The following is a 14,556-nucleotide window of genomic DNA, read 5'->3' on the forward strand; positions in this document are numbered from 1 at the left end:
CCGCCAACACCGATCCCGCCTGCGCACTGTCGCCGCTGCACGAAACCATCTTCAAGCAGGCCGAGCGTGAGGCCGAGGGCGAGACCAGCCGCTTCCTCTATCGCAACTTCGCCGGCGGCACCCTGGAATCTGAGAATGGGGCCTGACGCCGACGCAGGCACAGCCGCGAGGCGCGCCGATCCGTTTGCGCCGCTGACCTCCGACATGCTCGACGTCGGCGACGGCCATGAGCTCTATGTCGAGAGCGTCGGTCGCAGCGGCGGCATTCCCGCGGTCTACCTGCACGGCGGGCCCGGCAGCGGATGCCAGCCCGATCATCGCCGGCTGTTCGACCCTGATCGCTTCTGCGCCGTGCTGTTCGACCAGCGCGGCTGCGGCCGCAGCCGTCCCAAGGGATCGCGCGAGCACAACACCACGGAACATCTGATCGCGGACATGGAGATGATCCGCGACAAGTTCGGCTTCGAACGCTGGATGGTCGTCGGCGGCTCCTGGGGCGCGACGCTGGCGCTGGCGTACGCGCAGGCCCATCCGGAGCGCATCTCCGGCATTGCGCTCCGCGCGACCTTTCTGGGCACGCGGGCAGAGGTCGAGACGGCCTTCACGGTGCGCCTGCCGCAATTCTATCCCGCGCTCTACGAGGATTTTCTGAGCGTGCTGCCGCCCGGGGAACGCGCACGCCCGGTGGAAGCCTATTATCGCCGCATCCTCGATGCCGATCCGGCCATTCACGGACCTGCGGCCCGCGCCTGGCACGATACCGAGCGAGCCCTGTCGGAGCACAAGGCGGCGAAGACGCGGCTGGACCTGGCGTCACTGAACGTGTGGCGCACGCTGCCGGCGACGCCGTTCATGGAGGCACATTATTTCATCAACAACTCCTTCATGAACCAAGACCAGCTGCTGCGGAACGCGGACCGGCTCGCCGGCATTCCCGGCATTATCGTGCAGGGCCGCTACGACCTGTTGTGCCCTCCTGAGACATCACACACGCTCGCGAAAGTTTGGCCGGGTTCCGAGATTCGCCTCGTGGAAGAAGCCGGACATTCGCTCTATGATGCCGGCGTGAGGGATGCGGTGATGAAGTCGATTGCCGACCTTGCGTCGAAGGCCGCGCGCTAATGCGCGAAAAAGGACAACAAGAAAATGCCGCTCGCCGGAAAGGGCATGCTGCTGACGTCGATGAACATCGACGCAGGCAATGAGGCCGATTTCAACCGCTGGTACGATCGCGAACATCTGGAAGAGCGCGTCGCGATCGAGGGCTTTCTGGAAGCGCGGCGCTATGTCGCGCATGCCGCCAATCCCAAATATCTCTCGCTGTACTCGACCGCGACGCTCGACGTGCTCGACAGTCCCGCCTATCGGGCGCGGCTGGCCAACCAGACCGAATGGTCGCGGCGGAGCATGGCGCATTTCAAGGACATGCTCCGTGTCGTCGCTCGCATTACCATCAGCAACGGCACCGGCCGCGGCGCTGCGCTCGGCGTGGTGCGCCTGCGGCCGACGCCCGACAATGCCGGCGCATGGCGTGATGCACTGCAAGAGAAGCTGGCGCCGGAGAAGCGCGACGGCATCATCTCCATGCATCTGCTCGAGAGCGAGCCGGAATTGTCCGGCGCGACAGCGGACATTCCGGCGGTGCGCAACGAAGGCGTCCGCGACTGGTTCGTGCTGATCGACGGCACGCATGTCGGCGCTGTCTCGGCCGTGATCGCCGAGCGCTTCACCGGCCCTGCCGCATCACCCTTCCCGCTGCCCGTCTCGGTCGGGACTTACAGCCTGATGTGGGATCTCGCGAAGAGCGATATCGCGCGCGGCTGAACAACCATCTGCATCGCAACATATTGCACCGCACGCGCATCGCGCACGGCCGTTAATGCTGTGCGCGCGTAGCTCCCATGAAAGCGGGGACGCGCCGAACTTTGCCGTTGTACTTCGGAAAGGTTCTAATAAGCTAACCCAATGACGTCATTCAGAAACCAGATCGCAGCGCGTTAAGCGTTCGCCAAGCTCAGAAGAGGCCGCCGGGTCTTTGAGCCTGCGCGGACAGGGTAGGAATGAAACCGACCGATATCGCGGCCCCCGACTACTTTCACAAAGTGGTCGATTGCCAATGGGCCTGTCCTGCGCACACCCCGGTTCCCGAATATATCCGACTGATCGCACAAGGCCGCTACAGCGACGCCTATATGATCAATTGGAAATCGAACGTGTTTCCCGGAATTCTGGGACGCACCTGCGATCGTCCATGCGAGCCGGCGTGCCGCCGCGGACGCGTCGAGGAGACGCCGGTCGCGATCTGCCGGCTCAAGCGCGTCGCCGCCGATTTCAAGGACGACATCAGGCAGCGCCTGCCGCGCCCCTCGCCGAAGAACGGCAAGCGCGTCGCCTTCGTCGGTGGCGGCCCCGCCTCGCTGACGGTGGCGCGCGATCTGGCGCCGCTCGGCTATCACTGCACCGTGTTCGATGCCGATCCCGAAGCCGGCGGCATGATGCGCACGCAGATCCCGAAATTCCGCCTGCCCAATTCGGTGATCGACGAGGAGACCGGCTACATCCTGGGTCTCGGCGTCGACTTCAAGGGCAGCCACCGCATCGAGAGCATGAAGTCGCTGCTCGCGGAGAAATACGACGCGATCTTCGTCGGCTCCGGCGCACCGCGCGGCCGCGAGCTCGACATTCCCGGCCGCAAGGAAGCGGCGGGCAACATCCATATCGGTATCGAATGGCTGGCCAACGTGTCATTCGGCCATGTCGACAAGATCGGCAAGCGCGTGATCGTGCTCGGCGGCGGCAACACCGCGATGGATTGCTGCCGCACCGCGCGCCGCCTCGGCGGCGAGAAAGTCACGGTGATCGTGCGCTCCGGCTTCGAGGAGATGAAGGCCTCGCCGTGGGAGAAGGAGGACGCAATCCACGAGGATATTCCGATCCTCAATTACATGGTGCCGGTGGCATTCAAGCACGTCGCCGGCAAGCTCATCGGCGTCACCTTCCAGCACGTCAAAGCCGAATTTGACGCCAAAGGCCGCCGTAACCTCGTGCCTTCGGGCGACCCCGATCAGACCATTCCCTGCGACGACGTGCTGGTCGCAGTCGGCCAGGAGAACGCCTTCCCCTGGATCGAGCAGGATTGCGGCATCGAGTTCGACAAATGGCACATGCCCAAGGTCGATCCCAAGACATTCGCCTCGACCAATCCAAAGGTGTTCTTCGGCGGCGATGCTGCATTCGGCCCGAAGAACATCATCTGGGCGGTGGCGCACGGCCATGACGCCGCGCTGTCGATCCACAAGATGCTCTCGGGCGAGGACATTACCGAGCGTCCGCTGCCCGACGTGCATGTCTCATCGCAGAAGATGGGCATCCACGAATGGAGCTATGACAACGACATCTCGATCGACAAACGCTACAAGGTGCCGCATCGCGACAAGGTGATCGCGCTGAAGGACATCCGCGCCGAGGTCGAGCTCGGCTACGACGTCAAGCTGGCGTTGGGCGAAGCCGAGCGCTGCCTGAATTGTGACGTCCAGACCGTGTTCTCGACCTCGCTCTGCATCGAGTGCGATGCCTGCGCCGACATCTGCCCGATGGATTGCATCACCTTCACCGGCAACGGCGAAGAAAGCGATTTGCGCCAGCGCCTGAAGGCACCCTCGCCGCATCCGGACCAGGACCTCTACGTCTCCTCGGATCTCAAAACCGGGCGCGTAATGGTGAAGGACGAGGACGTCTGCCTGCATTGCGGGCTGTGCGCCGAGCGTTGTCCCACCGGCGCCTGGGACATGCAAAAATATTTCATCGAGATGACCCACGCAGGTTCGACATGCCCGACAAAAAGCCGATCAGCAGCGTAAACGACTTCGTCGTCCGCTTCGCCAACGTCAACGGCTCGGGCTCGGCCAGCGCCAACGAGATGTTCGCGCGCGCGATCCTGCGCCACGGCGTCCCGGTGTCCCCACGCAACATCTTCCCCTCCAACATCCAGGGCCTGCCGACCTGGTACGAGGTGCGGGTGACCGAGGACGGCCATCTCGGCGCCCGCGGCGGCGTCGACATGATGGTGGCGATGAACCCGCAGACCTGGGACAAGGACGTGGCCGGCATCGAGCCCGGCGGCTATCTGTTCTACGATTCCACCAAGCCGATGCCGTCGACCAAATTCCGCGACGATATCACCGTAATCGGCGTGCCGCTCACCGCCATCACCAACTCGACCTACACCGATCCGCGCCAGCGCCAGCTGTTCAAGAACATCATCTATCTCGGCGCACTCTCGGCGCTGCTCGACATGGACCCGAAGCTGATCGAGCAGCTGATCGGCGAGCAGTACAAGGGCAAGGAAAAGCTGCTCTCCTCCAACGTCCATGCGCTGCATTTGGGGCGCGACTGGGCGCTGCAGAATTTGAAATGCCCGATTGGCCTCAGGGTGAAAAAGTCGGACAAGGTCGGCGACCGCATCTTCATCGAGGGCAACAGCGCCGCCGCGCTCGGCGCCGTCTATGGCGGCGCCACGGTATGCGCGTGGTATCCGATCACGCCGTCCTCCTCGGTGGCCGAAGCCTTCACCGCGCACTGCAAGAAATACCGGCACGATCCTGAGACCGGCAAGGCGAAATACGCCATCGTCCAGGGTGAGGACGAGCTGGCCTCGATTGGCATCGTCATCGGCGCGTCCTGGAACGGCGCCCGCGCCTTCACCGCGACGTCAGGCCCCGGCATCTCCCTGATGACCGAGTTCATCGGCCTCTCATACTTCGCCGAGATCCCGGCCGTGATCATGAACATCCAGCGCGCCGGCCCCTCGACGGGCATGCCGACCCGCACCCAGCAATGCGACATCATCGCCTGCGCCTATGCTTCGCACGGCGACACCAAGCATGTGCTGCTGTTCCCCGAGGATCCCGCCGAGGCCTTCGAATTCGCGGCCGCCGCGTTCGATCTCGCCGAGCGTATCCAGACCACGATCTTCCTGATGCTCGACCTCGACATCGGCATGAACCACCGGCTCTGCCGCCCGCTGAAATGGGACGACGCAAGGCAATACGACCGCGGCAAGGTGATGACCGAGGAGATGCTGGAAGAGGGGCGCGACTTCGGCCGCTATCTCGACGTCGACGGCGATGGCATCCCCTACCGCACCTATCCCGGCACGCACCCGACCAAGGGCTCCTATTTCACCCGCGGCACCTCGCGCGACCGCTATGCGCGCTACTCCGAGGAAGGCTCGGTCTACGCCGACAACATGCAGCGCCTGATGCGCAAGTTCGAGACCGCGCAGGACCTGGTGCCGCGGCCGCTGCAGGCCAATGCGGAACGGCCGACCAAATACGGCGTGATCTATTTCGGCTCGACCTCACCGGCGATGGACGAGGCGATCGGCCTTTTGGAAGCGCGCGGGCATCAGCTCGACCGCCTGCGCATCCGCGCCTTCCCGTTCCATTCGAGCGTGGCGAGCTTCCTCGCCGAGCACGATTTCGTCTACGTCGTCGAGCAGAACCGCGACAGCCAGCTCCGCCAGCTGATCGTCAACGAGAACGGCATCGACCCGGTGCGCCTCGTGCCGATCGTGCACTATGACGGCTCGCCGATCACCGCCCGTTTCATCGCAAAAGCCATTGGCGACCACCAGGATCACCTCAAGGTGACCCCGCTCCGTAAGGCCGTGTCATGACCGACGCGTTGCTCTCCCCATCGTCATGCCCGGACTTGATCCGGGCATCCACGCCTTTCTTCTTCCCGGACAAGACGTGGATGGCCGGGACAAGCCCGGCCATGACGGGCTTGGGATCGCAGGTGCTCTCATGACCTACATCGCAAAGCCGAAATTCCATCATCCCGGCCTCAAGAAGAACGAGCTCGGCTACACGCATCGCGACTACGAGGGCAAGATCTCGACGCTGTGCGCCGGCTGCGGTCACGATTCGATCACGGCTTCGATCATCGAGGCCTGCTACGAGCTCTCGATCGAGCCGCACCGGGTGGCGAAGATCTCCGGCATCGGCTGCTCGTCGAAGACGCCGGACTATTTCCTCGGCAATTCGCACGGCTTCAACTCCGTGCACGGCCGCATGCCCAGCGTGCTGACCGGCGCCAACCTCGCCAACCGCGATCTGATCTATCTCGGCGTCTCCGGCGACGGCGATTCCGCCTCGATCGGGTTCGGCCAGTTCGCACACTCGATCCGGCGCGGCGTCAACATGACCTACATCGTCGAGAACAACGGCGTCTACGGGCTGACCAAGGGCCAGTTCTCGGCCACCGCCGACCGCGGCTCGAAGTCCAAGAAGGGCGTCACCAACACCGACAACGCCATCGACCTCGTTGCGATCGCGCTGCAGCTGGGCGCCACCTTCGTCGCGCGCAGCTTCTCCGGCGACAAGACCCAGCTGGTGCCGCTGATCGCGGCCGCGATCCGCCACAAGGGCGCGTCCTTCATCGACGTCATCAGCCCCTGCATCGCCTTCAACAACCACGCCGGCTCGACCAAGAGCTTTGATTATGTCCGCGAGCACAACGACGCCGTGAACCGGCTCGACGTGCTGGTCGGCCGCGACCCCATCGCGGTGGATTATGCGCCGGGCACGGTGCAAATGGTCGAGCAGCATGACGGCAGCAAGATCGCGCTGCGCAAGATCGACGCCGACTACGATCCGCATGACCGGCTGGGCGCCCAGACCTTCCTCGCGCGGCACGCCGCCAAGGGGCAGATCGTCACCGGTCTCCTTTACGTCGACCCCGACGCCGAAGATCTGCACGAGCATCTCAACACGGTCGAGACGCCGCTCAACACGCTGGAAGCGGACACGCTGTGCCCGGGTTCGGCCGTGCTGGACAAGATCAACGCCAGCCTGCGGTGATCATTTGCTCCGGGCCGCAGCCGGCGACCTGACGCGTATCGTGATCTTCTCCGACACGACCGGCGGTTCGAACGGATAGTGCTTGGCGTCGCCGAGCACCAGCTGCAGGGTGTGAGTCCCCGGCGCAAGGTCCAGCATGGTCTCGGTCTGCCCTGCGCCGAAATGCAGGTGCGACTTGTCCTGCGGGATCGGCTCCTTGGGATCGATGGGATCGTTGACGTCGACCAGCAGATGATGATGACCGGCATTCTGGTAATCGTCGCCGGCATGCGTCACGCCCATGTTGCGCAGCCCGAACCGGACCCAGAATCCACCGCGAACCTTCTGCCCATCGTGCGGCGTAATGAAATAGAGCTTTGCGTCCTTTGGCGCGGTCTTTCCCTGCGAGTAGGCTGCGCCCGGGTGCACTGCGATCGCCGTCGCCAATGCGACACAATGAATGATCTTCATCAAATCCACTCCAGCACTTACGGACCGAGCGCGACGCGGAATCCATGCGTGGGATAACGGACATTGGTGTCGTAACCATCGCGATTGGATGGCCTCACATATCTCGCATCGTTCTTCCACGAGCCCGAGCGCAGGACGTGCGAGCTGCAGTCCCCGCCACTCCATGCCGAGCCGTCGGTGGGCGCGCCCTGATAGGTCTTGTGCCAGCAGTCCTCGACCCATTGATCGATACCGCCACCCATGTCGTGGAGGCCGAACGGGTTCGGCTTGAAGCTGCCGACCTTCGCCGGCTGCTCGGCCGCGAGGTCACCGCAATCCTTGCATCCGGCCATGCCTGGCTGGAGCTTGTCGCCCCACCAATATTTGCTCTGCGTGCCGCCGCGCGCGGCGTATTCCCATTCGGCTTCGCTCGGAAGCCGGTAGGGCTTCTTGGTCGCCTGCGCCAGATACCCCGCATATTGCTGCGCGTCGGTCCAGCTCACATTGCTGATCGGCGCATCGTCTTTGCCGGTAGCGGTGAAGCTGCACGCCTTTGCGGCCGCGCATTCGTTCCATTCCTGCACGGTCACCGGATATTTGCCGATCGAGAACGGCTTGACCGTGACCTGGTGGACAGGACGTTCGGTCGGATCGTCATTGCTTCCCATCGCAAAGCTGCCGCCGCGAATGGCGATCATCTCGGGTTCGCGGGGCGGCGTGGCCGATGGGCTGGGCGCCGGTGCCGGAGACGACGCCAATGACGGAGATGGTTGCGGCGTTTGCGTCGCCGCTTCGCGCGGCGGAGCCAGCGGGCTCGGGGAAGCGACCGGGGATGCGGCCGGCGTGGCGGCCTGCTCGCCCACTCCACCCCGCGGCTGCGCCAGCAGATACCACAGCGCGCCGGTCGCAATCACCAGCAGCGTGATGCCAAGGAGAAAGATCAGAGTATTCTCGCGCCGTCCTCGCGTCCTTCCGACGGCATCTGCGTCCGGCAGCACGCGATAGACGCGCACCGGATCCGTGATGTTCTTGACCTTGCGGTCCCCGAGCGACTCATAGCCGCACACCACCTTGTGCTTGATCTGCTCGTAGATCGCGCCCGAGATATAGACGTGACCGGGCTCGGCGATACCCTCGATACGTGTGGCGATGTTGACTCCGTCGCCATAGACATCGTCCGGCTCCACGATCACGTCACCGAGATTGACGCCGATCCGGTATTCGAGCCGGGAGTGCTTCGGAAGCGAGGCATTGCGGCCGATGAGGTTCTGCTGGATGACGATGCTGCAGCGAACGGCCTCGACAGGACTGTCGAAGATCGCGATGAAGCCATCGCCCGTCGTCTTCACCAGCGCCCCATGATGTTCGACGATGCTGGGCTGGATGAGATCACGCTCGATCCGCTTGACACGGACATGCGTGCCCTCCTCGTCGGCCTGCATCATGCGGCTGTAGGAGGCGATGTCACCGACGATGATGGCTGCGAGACGACGAGGCATTGAGCCGTGCGGAGGCGGCTCATCCTGACTTCCGGGTCTGAAGTTGCGAATTTCGCCCATTGCGGGGGGACTCCACAAACCTACAAAGGCAGCCCCAGCTTACGACCGCTAAAGGCGACCGTCTGTGAAGGCTATCACATTGATGAAATGGAGCAATGTCGAAGGACTCCCAGGGATCGAGTTCCGGACGGCGAAGGCGTCGCATCGGTTGAACCTTCCTCGCCCTCCCGGTGACTAACGCCGTGCCTGGAACTATCCATCCCACTCCGCGCTGCGATGATCATGCGCGACTTGCGCGCGTTGAACGCGTCGCACTTGGGCCGCGTCTAAAGCCTACAGCTCAGCTATTGCGCTCGAGGCCATCATGAAGCTCTCTCTCCTGACTGCCCTCGCCGTTGCCGCACTCATCAGCGCGGCCCACGCGGATGAGGCTGACGACATCCGCGAAGCCAGCAAGGCCGAGGCCGAGACCTTCAACACGCGGATGTATGCGGGCACCCCCGGCAACAAGGCCTATGCCTGCTTCGTCCGCCGCTACGATGCGGAGCATCTGGCGCGGCATCCGAAACAGAAGGTCGCTTCGATGAAGCTGCTGATCTCAGCCGAGTTGGACAAGGAAGACAGGGAGCTGCACAATTCCTTCCGCCTGGGCTTCAGGTACCGCCATCGCTCCGGCGATTTCGACTCCAGCGGTTCTTGTAACCACGCCGTATTCACCAAGGACGGCAACGAGGTTCGCCTCGGTTGCGGTGTCGATTGCGAGGGCGGTGGCATCGGCGTTGCACTGTCCAAAGACGACCGATCGGCGATCGTACGGCTCGAACAGGTCCGCGTCTGGCAGAACAACAAGCCGGATGACGAGGCCGAGCAGTCGCTGGTCGGCGGTGCCGACGACCGGATTTTCCGCCTCGACCGCACCGACAACAGCGAGTGCGCTTCGCTGGTGACCGACCGCAAAGAACTCGCCGCCCTCCGCCACAAATGATGATATGTCGCCGGCGAATTCAGTCCAGTCGAGGGAGATCGCCATGAACCGGCGGAACATCTTGTGGAGCGCAATCTCGGCCCTGGGCGCGGCATTCGGTGCCTCCAGCGCGAAAGCCGCGACGGAAGCGGGCGCGGGCAACAAGCTCAAAGTGGTCTACCATCTCAGCGATGCCGAGAAGGTCAATTTCGTGCTCGGCAACATCCAGAACCACATCGACGGCGTCGACGGTCCTGATCACGTCACGATCGCGCTGGTGATCCACGGGCCGGCGCTGAAGGCATTCCACTCGGCGCAGGCCAACCCCGACATCAGCAAGCGCGTGGGCGAATTCTCCAAGGATGGCGTCGAGCTCGCCGCGTGCGGCAACACGATGAAGGCGCAGAACGTGACGCTCACCGAGCTGCTGCCGGGCTTCGTGAGCGCGGAAAAGGGCGGCGTGGTTCGTTTGGCTGAGCTGCAGTCGCAGGGGTATCTGTATCTGCGGCCGTAGGGCATTGCGGTTGCCACGAGAAAGGTGCGCCCCTTCCCCCGCTTGCGGGGGAGGGTTGGGGAGAGGGTGTCTCCGCAATGAAGAACCCCCAGAGGAGAGAACCCTCACCCGACGCTTCGCGTCGACCTCTCCCGCAAGCGAGAGAGGTAAGTCGCGCCCGCGGATGCCTTCCGCTTCAAAGCTCCCGCCGCCGCCATCATGCTTGACTTACCCATAACCCAACGGTTATGAGTTAAACCATAACTTCCCGGTTATGGATTCCCATGTCCCTCGCCCCCGACCTCCTGTTCCGGACGCTCGCCGACCCCACAAGGCGGGCGATCTTCGAGCGGCTGTGCCGCGAGGGGGAGCAGACGGTCGGGGCCCTGACCGTGAGATCCGGCGTTTCCCAGCCGGCAGTCTCAAAACATCTCGGCGCGTTGAAGCTGGCCGGCCTGGTGCGCGACCGCCATGAGGGACGGCAGACCCATTACAGCGCGCAGCCCGGCGCACTCGATCCGCTGCTCGACTGGACCAGCCAGATGACCGGATTCTGGCAGAGGCGGCTCGACGCACTCGACGATCTCCTGAAGAGGATGGACCAATGACCGAAGCCTCAAGCGAAACGCGCTCCGTCGTGATCGAGCGCGAATTCGCCTTCCCGGCCGAGCGGCTCTGGCGCGCGCTTACGCAGCCGCATCTGATCGAGGAATGGCTGATGAAGAACGACTTCAAGCCGTCAGTCGGTCATCGCTTCAATCTTCGCGGCGAATGGGGCGGCGTGCTGGACTGCGAGGTGCTCACCATCGAGCCGCAGAAGACGCTCGCCTACACCTGGAATTTCTCGCATGAGGACGCCGCGTTCGACCTCAAGAGCGTCGTCACCTTCACGCTGACTCCGACCGGCGCGGGCACGCACTTACGCGTCGAGCAGGCGGGCTTCAGCCCGACGCAGAAGCAGGCTTACGGCGGCGCGCATGCCGGCTGGAAGCAGTTCCTTGCCAAGCTGGACGAGGTGCTGGCGCGGGGGGAATAGCTCCGGCCGGCCATTTCCATTCCAATCATCTCTAGAAGGAGACCCCAGTGAGCACAGACATGCGGATTCGTCAGATCCATCGCTGGCTGTCGATGGCTTTCACGCTTGCCGTCATCGCCAACATCGTCGCCATGACCATGCAGCTCCAGGCCGTCTGGATCGGCTTCCTGGCGCTGGTCCCGCTGATCCCGCTGCTGGCGACCGGGCTCTATCTGTTCGCGCTGCCCTATCTCGGCCGCCGCGGCAACGCGTGACACGAGGCGAGACGATGAAGAAGGCAGTAGCGGCGAAGAAGACCAGCACGAAAGACGCGACTGGGCCGTCGCCCGCCAAGCTGATCGACGGCAGGATCAAGGAGCTCGGCGACTGGCGCGGCGAAATGCTGGCGCGGGTCCGCGGCCTGATCAAGCAGGCGGATCCCGAGGTCGTCGAGGAATGGAAGTGGCGCGGCGTTCCCGTCTGGGAGCACGACGGCATCATCTGCACCGGCGAGACCTACAAGGAAGTGGTGAAGATGACCTTTGCCAAGGGCGCCGCGCTGGACGACCCGGCCGCCCTGTTCAATTCCAGCCTCGAGGGCAATGTCCGGCGCGCGATCGACATTCGCGAGGGCGAGAAGATCAACGAAAAGGCGTTGAAGGCGCTGATCCGCGCGGCGGTGGAGTTGAATATGAGCAAGGTGAAGAAGCCGGCGAAGCGCTAAGGGGTAGCGAGTTCAAAGCGAGTTCGGAGCCTCTCTCCGTTCCCTCCCCCCTTGTGGGGGAGGGGCAGGGAGGGGGGTGCGACACGGGGATTCTTTCCGTCGCGCGATCGCACTCGGTGCATCATCAACGACCAGCACCTTTTGCTGGGTACCCCTCTCTCCCTAACCCTCCCCCACAAGGGGGGAGGGAACGCACCTCCGCCGGTGCGCTAGTTGAGGGTAACCCATCAGACGTCCGGCACAGTCAGCCGCCTCAAGCCACCGCCGCCGGGATCGGGCGCGGGCTCACGACGTATTCGCGCATGACCTTGTCGTTGGCATCGACCTCGATCAGCGCGACGTCGTAGGTCCAGAGATCGGCCAGGTGCTGCAGCACCCGCTTGGCATCGGTCTCGTTGAGCTGCGAGCCCTTGATGACGTGGTGGTGCAGGATCAGGCGGCGGTCGCCGGAGAGATCGACGTCGACGACCTCGATATTGGCGTCGATGAAGCCGACATCGTGCTGCCGCGCCAGCTCGCGGCGGACGCGGCGGAAGCCGCGCTCGTCGTGGATGGCATCGACCCGGATGCCGGCACGCTCCTCGGGATCGTCGTGCAGATGGAACATGCGGAAGTGCCGCATCAGCTTCGGGCTCAGGAACTGGGCGATGAAGCTCTCATCGCGGTAGTTGGCCCAGACGTCGCGCAGCACGCCCATCACGTCGCCCTTGCCGGCGATGTCGGGGAACCATTCGCGGTCCTCGTCCTCCGGTTTGGTGACGATGCGCTCGATGTCCTGCATCACGGCAAAGCCGAGCGCATAGGGGTTGAATCCGGAGAAGCGCGGGTCGTCGAATTCGGGCTGGAACACCACGTTGGTGTGGGATCCCAGGAATTCCAGGAAATTGCCGTCGGTGATGCGGCCCTGCTCGTGCAGCTTGGTCATGATGCGATAGTGGACGTAGGTGGCCGTCCCCTCGTTCATCACCTTGGTCTGGCTCTGCGGATAGAAATATTGCGCGATGTGGCGGACGATGCGCAGCAGCTCGCGTTGCCACGGCGCCAGCCGCGGCGCACTCTTCTCCAGGAAGTAGAGCAGGTTTTCCTGCGGCAGGCCGAGCAGCTTGCGGCGGCGCTCGATGCTGAGCGCGGACCGGCTCTTGGCCGCGCCCTTGGGGACTGTGCGCCAGAGGTCGTTGAAGACCTCCTCCTCGTGCTGGCGGCGCCGCCCTGCCCGCTTCTCCTCGGCGCGCAAGTCCAGCTTCTTCTTGCCGGGATAGCGGTCGATGCCGTGCGACATCAGCGCATGCGCGGCATCGAGCGTGCGCTCGACCTCGACGCGGCCGTAGCGCTCCTCGCATTGCATGACATACGTCTTGGCGAAGTCGAGATAATCCAGGATGCCGTCGGCGTCGGTCCACTGTTTGAACAGGTAGTTGTTCTTGAAGAAGTGGTTGTGGCCGAAAGCGGCGTGCGCGATCACGAGGGTCTGCATCGTCGCCGTGTTCTCCTCCATCAGATAGGAGATGCAGGGCGAGGAGTTGATCACGATCTCATAGGCGAGCCCCATCAGGCCCTTGCGATAGGATGCCTCATGGAAAGCGAATTGCTTGCCGAACGACCAGTGCTTGTAGAACAGCGGCATGCCGACGGAGGAGTAGGCATCCAGCATCTGCTCGGCTGTGATGACCTCGATCTGGTTCGGATAGACGTCGAGCCCGAGATCTTTCGTCGCCACCATCTCGCAGGCATCGGTGATGCGCTGCAAGGTGTGGAAATCCCAATCCGCGCCTTCGAACAATCGTTCCGTCATGGAGCGGCTTTCTCCTGGGCAGTTTCGCGGCGCTGGAACAGATCGTGGAACACCGGAAAGATCTCGCTGCGCTCGCTGACCTTGCGCATCGAGAGCGGTGCGCCGCTGTTGCGCAGGCGCTCGTAAAGGGTCCAGAGCGAGGAGTCGGAGAGATCGAAGGCACTGCCGCCGGATTCCCCGACCTCGAGATAGGCGAAGAACTGACAGACCGGCAGGATCTTGTCGGTCAGCAGGAGCCCTGTGAGCTCGCCGTCGGAATAGGAATTGTCGCCGTCGGAGGCCTGCGCGGCGTAGATGTTCCAGTCCGACGGGTTGAAGCGCTCGCGCACGATCTCGTGCATCGCCTGCAGCGCGCTCGAGACCAGCGTGCCGCCCGAGGCCGGGCCATAGAAGAAGGTCTGCTCGTCCACCTCCTCGGCGCGGTCGGTGTGACGGATGAAGACGATCTCGACGTGCTTGTAGCGGCGCTTCAGGAACACGTAGAGCAGCATGTAGAAGCGCTTGGCGAGATCCTTCATGTGCTCGGACATCGAGCCCGACACGTCCATCAGGCAGAACATCACCGCCTGCGCCACCGGCTTCGGCACCGTCTCGAAGCGGCGGTAGCGGATGTCGAGCGGATCGATGAAGGGAATCCGCTTGGACTTCGCCTTCAGCTTCTCGAGCTGGGCGAGAAGCTCCACGCGCTCGTCCTCGTCCGTACACGCGGCGAGCGCGGCTTCCAGTTCCTCGATCTCCTCCTTGCGGGGACGCTTGAGCGCGATGCGGCGGGGGGGG

At 63.7% G+C, this 14,556-nt stretch carries 15 protein-coding genes and 1 pseudogene; 12 read left to right on the forward strand and 4 right to left on the reverse strand.

What is annotated here, in order from left to right:
* From IC66_RS48665 to IC66_RS0136915, 6 genes and pseudogenes are all read left to right on the forward strand, one after another.
* Positions 1–146: pseudogene (locus tag IC66_RS48665) on the forward strand (pyrroloquinoline quinone biosynthesis protein PqqE); the annotation flags it as partial.
* Positions 136–1,122, forward strand: a complete 987-nt coding sequence (pip, locus tag IC66_RS0136895; RefSeq protein WP_028145650.1) for a prolyl aminopeptidase — start codon at positions 136–138, stop codon at positions 1,120–1,122. The pseudogene IC66_RS48665 and the gene pip, both read left to right, overlap by 11 nt.
* Before the next feature lie 24 nt (positions 1,123–1,146).
* On the forward strand, positions 1,147–1,824 hold the full coding sequence (locus IC66_RS0136900; protein ID WP_028145651.1) for a DUF4286 family protein: 678 nt from the start codon (positions 1,147–1,149) through the stop codon (positions 1,822–1,824).
* 236 nt (positions 1,825–2,060) lie between these two features.
* The gene (locus tag IC66_RS0136905; RefSeq protein ID WP_028145652.1) at positions 2,061–3,860 is read left to right on the forward strand and encodes an FAD-dependent oxidoreductase; all 1,800 of its coding nucleotides are present in this window, start codon (positions 2,061–2,063) and stop codon (positions 3,858–3,860) included.
* On the forward strand, positions 3,830–5,677 hold the full coding sequence (locus tag IC66_RS0136910) for a 2-oxoacid:acceptor oxidoreductase subunit alpha (RefSeq protein WP_028145653.1): 1,848 nt from the start codon (positions 3,830–3,832) through the stop codon (positions 5,675–5,677). Before IC66_RS0136905 ends, IC66_RS0136910 begins: the two co-directional genes overlap by 31 nt.
* A 130-nt stretch (positions 5,678–5,807) precedes the next feature.
* Complete coding sequence (locus IC66_RS0136915) at positions 5,808–6,863, forward strand: 2-oxoacid:ferredoxin oxidoreductase subunit beta (protein ID WP_018318541.1); 1,056 nt, start codon at positions 5,808–5,810, stop codon at positions 6,861–6,863.
* On the opposite strand, the gene IC66_RS0136920 is transcribed toward IC66_RS0136915, so the two are convergent.
* Both IC66_RS0136920 and IC66_RS0136925 read right to left on the reverse strand, forming a co-directional pair.
* Positions 6,864–7,313 carry a DUF4399 domain-containing protein gene (locus IC66_RS0136920; protein WP_028145654.1) on the reverse strand — a complete coding sequence of 150 codons (450 nt, stop codon included), beginning with the start codon at positions 7,311–7,313 and terminating at the stop codon, positions 6,864–6,866.
* Positions 7,314–7,330: 17 nt separating this feature from the next.
* Complete coding sequence (locus tag IC66_RS0136925; protein ID WP_038950960.1) at positions 7,331–8,851, reverse strand: SUMF1/EgtB/PvdO family nonheme iron enzyme; 1,521 nt, start codon at positions 8,849–8,851, stop codon at positions 7,331–7,333.
* A gap of 304 nt (positions 8,852–9,155) precedes the next feature.
* Between IC66_RS0136925 and IC66_RS0136930 the strand changes: the two genes are divergently transcribed.
* From IC66_RS0136930 to IC66_RS0136955, 6 genes are all read left to right on the forward strand, one after another.
* The gene (locus tag IC66_RS0136930) at positions 9,156–9,776 is read left to right on the forward strand and encodes a hypothetical protein (protein ID WP_038950961.1); all 621 of its coding nucleotides are present in this window, start codon (positions 9,156–9,158) and stop codon (positions 9,774–9,776) included.
* Between the two features lie 43 nt (positions 9,777–9,819).
* Entirely contained in the window at positions 9,820–10,269 is a 450-nt protein-coding gene (locus IC66_RS0136935) for a DsrE family protein (RefSeq protein WP_028145657.1), read from the forward strand.
* Between the two features lie 263 nt (positions 10,270–10,532).
* Positions 10,533–10,856, forward strand: a complete 324-nt coding sequence (locus IC66_RS0136940) for an ArsR/SmtB family transcription factor (protein ID WP_028145658.1) — start codon at positions 10,533–10,535, stop codon at positions 10,854–10,856.
* The gene (locus IC66_RS0136945) at positions 10,853–11,284 is read left to right on the forward strand and encodes an SRPBCC family protein (protein WP_028145659.1); all 432 of its coding nucleotides are present in this window, start codon (positions 10,853–10,855) and stop codon (positions 11,282–11,284) included. The genes IC66_RS0136940 and IC66_RS0136945 overlap by 4 nt, the downstream gene beginning before the upstream one ends.
* Before the next feature lie 59 nt (positions 11,285–11,343).
* On the forward strand, positions 11,344–11,538 hold the full coding sequence (locus IC66_RS0136950; RefSeq protein WP_085967818.1) for a hypothetical protein: 195 nt from the start codon (positions 11,344–11,346) through the stop codon (positions 11,536–11,538).
* A gap of 14 nt (positions 11,539–11,552) precedes the next feature.
* Complete coding sequence (locus tag IC66_RS0136955) at positions 11,553–11,987, forward strand: DUF1801 domain-containing protein (protein WP_038950962.1); 435 nt, start codon at positions 11,553–11,555, stop codon at positions 11,985–11,987.
* Positions 11,988–12,240: 253 nt separating this feature from the next.
* Here the strand turns inward: IC66_RS0136955 and IC66_RS0136960 are convergent, their stop codons facing one another.
* Together IC66_RS0136960 and IC66_RS0136965 are read right to left on the reverse strand one after the other, a co-directional pair.
* Entirely contained in the window at positions 12,241–13,779 is a 1,539-nt protein-coding gene (locus tag IC66_RS0136960) for a SpoVR family protein (RefSeq protein WP_028145662.1), read from the reverse strand.
* Positions 13,776–14,556 (reverse strand): YeaH/YhbH family protein (locus IC66_RS0136965; RefSeq protein ID WP_038950963.1); only part of this gene is annotated, 781 nt, incomplete at its 5' end. The genes IC66_RS0136960 and IC66_RS0136965, both read right to left, overlap by 4 nt.

The organism is Bradyrhizobium genomosp. III (assembly GCF_000261705.1).
In the GTDB taxonomy this organism is placed as follows: domain Bacteria; phylum Pseudomonadota; class Alphaproteobacteria; order Rhizobiales; family Xanthobacteraceae; genus Bradyrhizobium; species Bradyrhizobium ottawaense.

Excerpts from the sequence above, each read along its gene's own strand:
- pip (WP_028145650.1), top strand. The coding sequence starts at position 136 with ATGGGGCCTGACGCCGACGCAGGCACAGCCGCGAGGCGCGCCGATCCG.
- IC66_RS0136900 (WP_028145651.1), top strand. The coding sequence starts at position 1,147 with ATGCCGCTCGCCGGAAAGGGCATGCTGCTGACGTCGATGAACATCGAC.
- IC66_RS0136905 (WP_028145652.1), top strand. The coding sequence starts at position 2,061 with ATGAAACCGACCGATATCGCGGCCCCCGACTACTTTCACAAAGTGGTC.
- IC66_RS0136910 (WP_028145653.1), top strand. The coding sequence starts at position 3,830 with ATGCCCGACAAAAAGCCGATCAGCAGCGTAAACGACTTCGTCGTCCGC.
- IC66_RS0136915 (WP_018318541.1), top strand. The coding sequence starts at position 5,808 with ATGACCTACATCGCAAAGCCGAAATTCCATCATCCCGGCCTCAAGAAG.
- IC66_RS0136920 (WP_028145654.1), bottom strand. The coding sequence starts at position 7,313 with ATGAAGATCATTCATTGTGTCGCATTGGCGACGGCGATCGCAGTGCAC.
- IC66_RS0136925 (WP_038950960.1), bottom strand. The coding sequence starts at position 8,851 with ATGGGCGAAATTCGCAACTTCAGACCCGGAAGTCAGGATGAGCCGCCT.
- IC66_RS0136930 (WP_038950961.1), top strand. The coding sequence starts at position 9,156 with ATGAAGCTCTCTCTCCTGACTGCCCTCGCCGTTGCCGCACTCATCAGC.
- IC66_RS0136935 (WP_028145657.1), top strand. The coding sequence starts at position 9,820 with ATGAACCGGCGGAACATCTTGTGGAGCGCAATCTCGGCCCTGGGCGCG.
- IC66_RS0136940 (WP_028145658.1), top strand. The coding sequence starts at position 10,533 with ATGTCCCTCGCCCCCGACCTCCTGTTCCGGACGCTCGCCGACCCCACA.
- IC66_RS0136945 (WP_028145659.1), top strand. The coding sequence starts at position 10,853 with ATGACCGAAGCCTCAAGCGAAACGCGCTCCGTCGTGATCGAGCGCGAA.
- IC66_RS0136950 (WP_085967818.1), top strand. The coding sequence starts at position 11,344 with ATGCGGATTCGTCAGATCCATCGCTGGCTGTCGATGGCTTTCACGCTT.
- IC66_RS0136955 (WP_038950962.1), top strand. The coding sequence starts at position 11,553 with ATGAAGAAGGCAGTAGCGGCGAAGAAGACCAGCACGAAAGACGCGACT.
- IC66_RS0136960 (WP_028145662.1), bottom strand. The coding sequence starts at position 13,779 with ATGACGGAACGATTGTTCGAAGGCGCGGATTGGGATTTCCACACCTTG.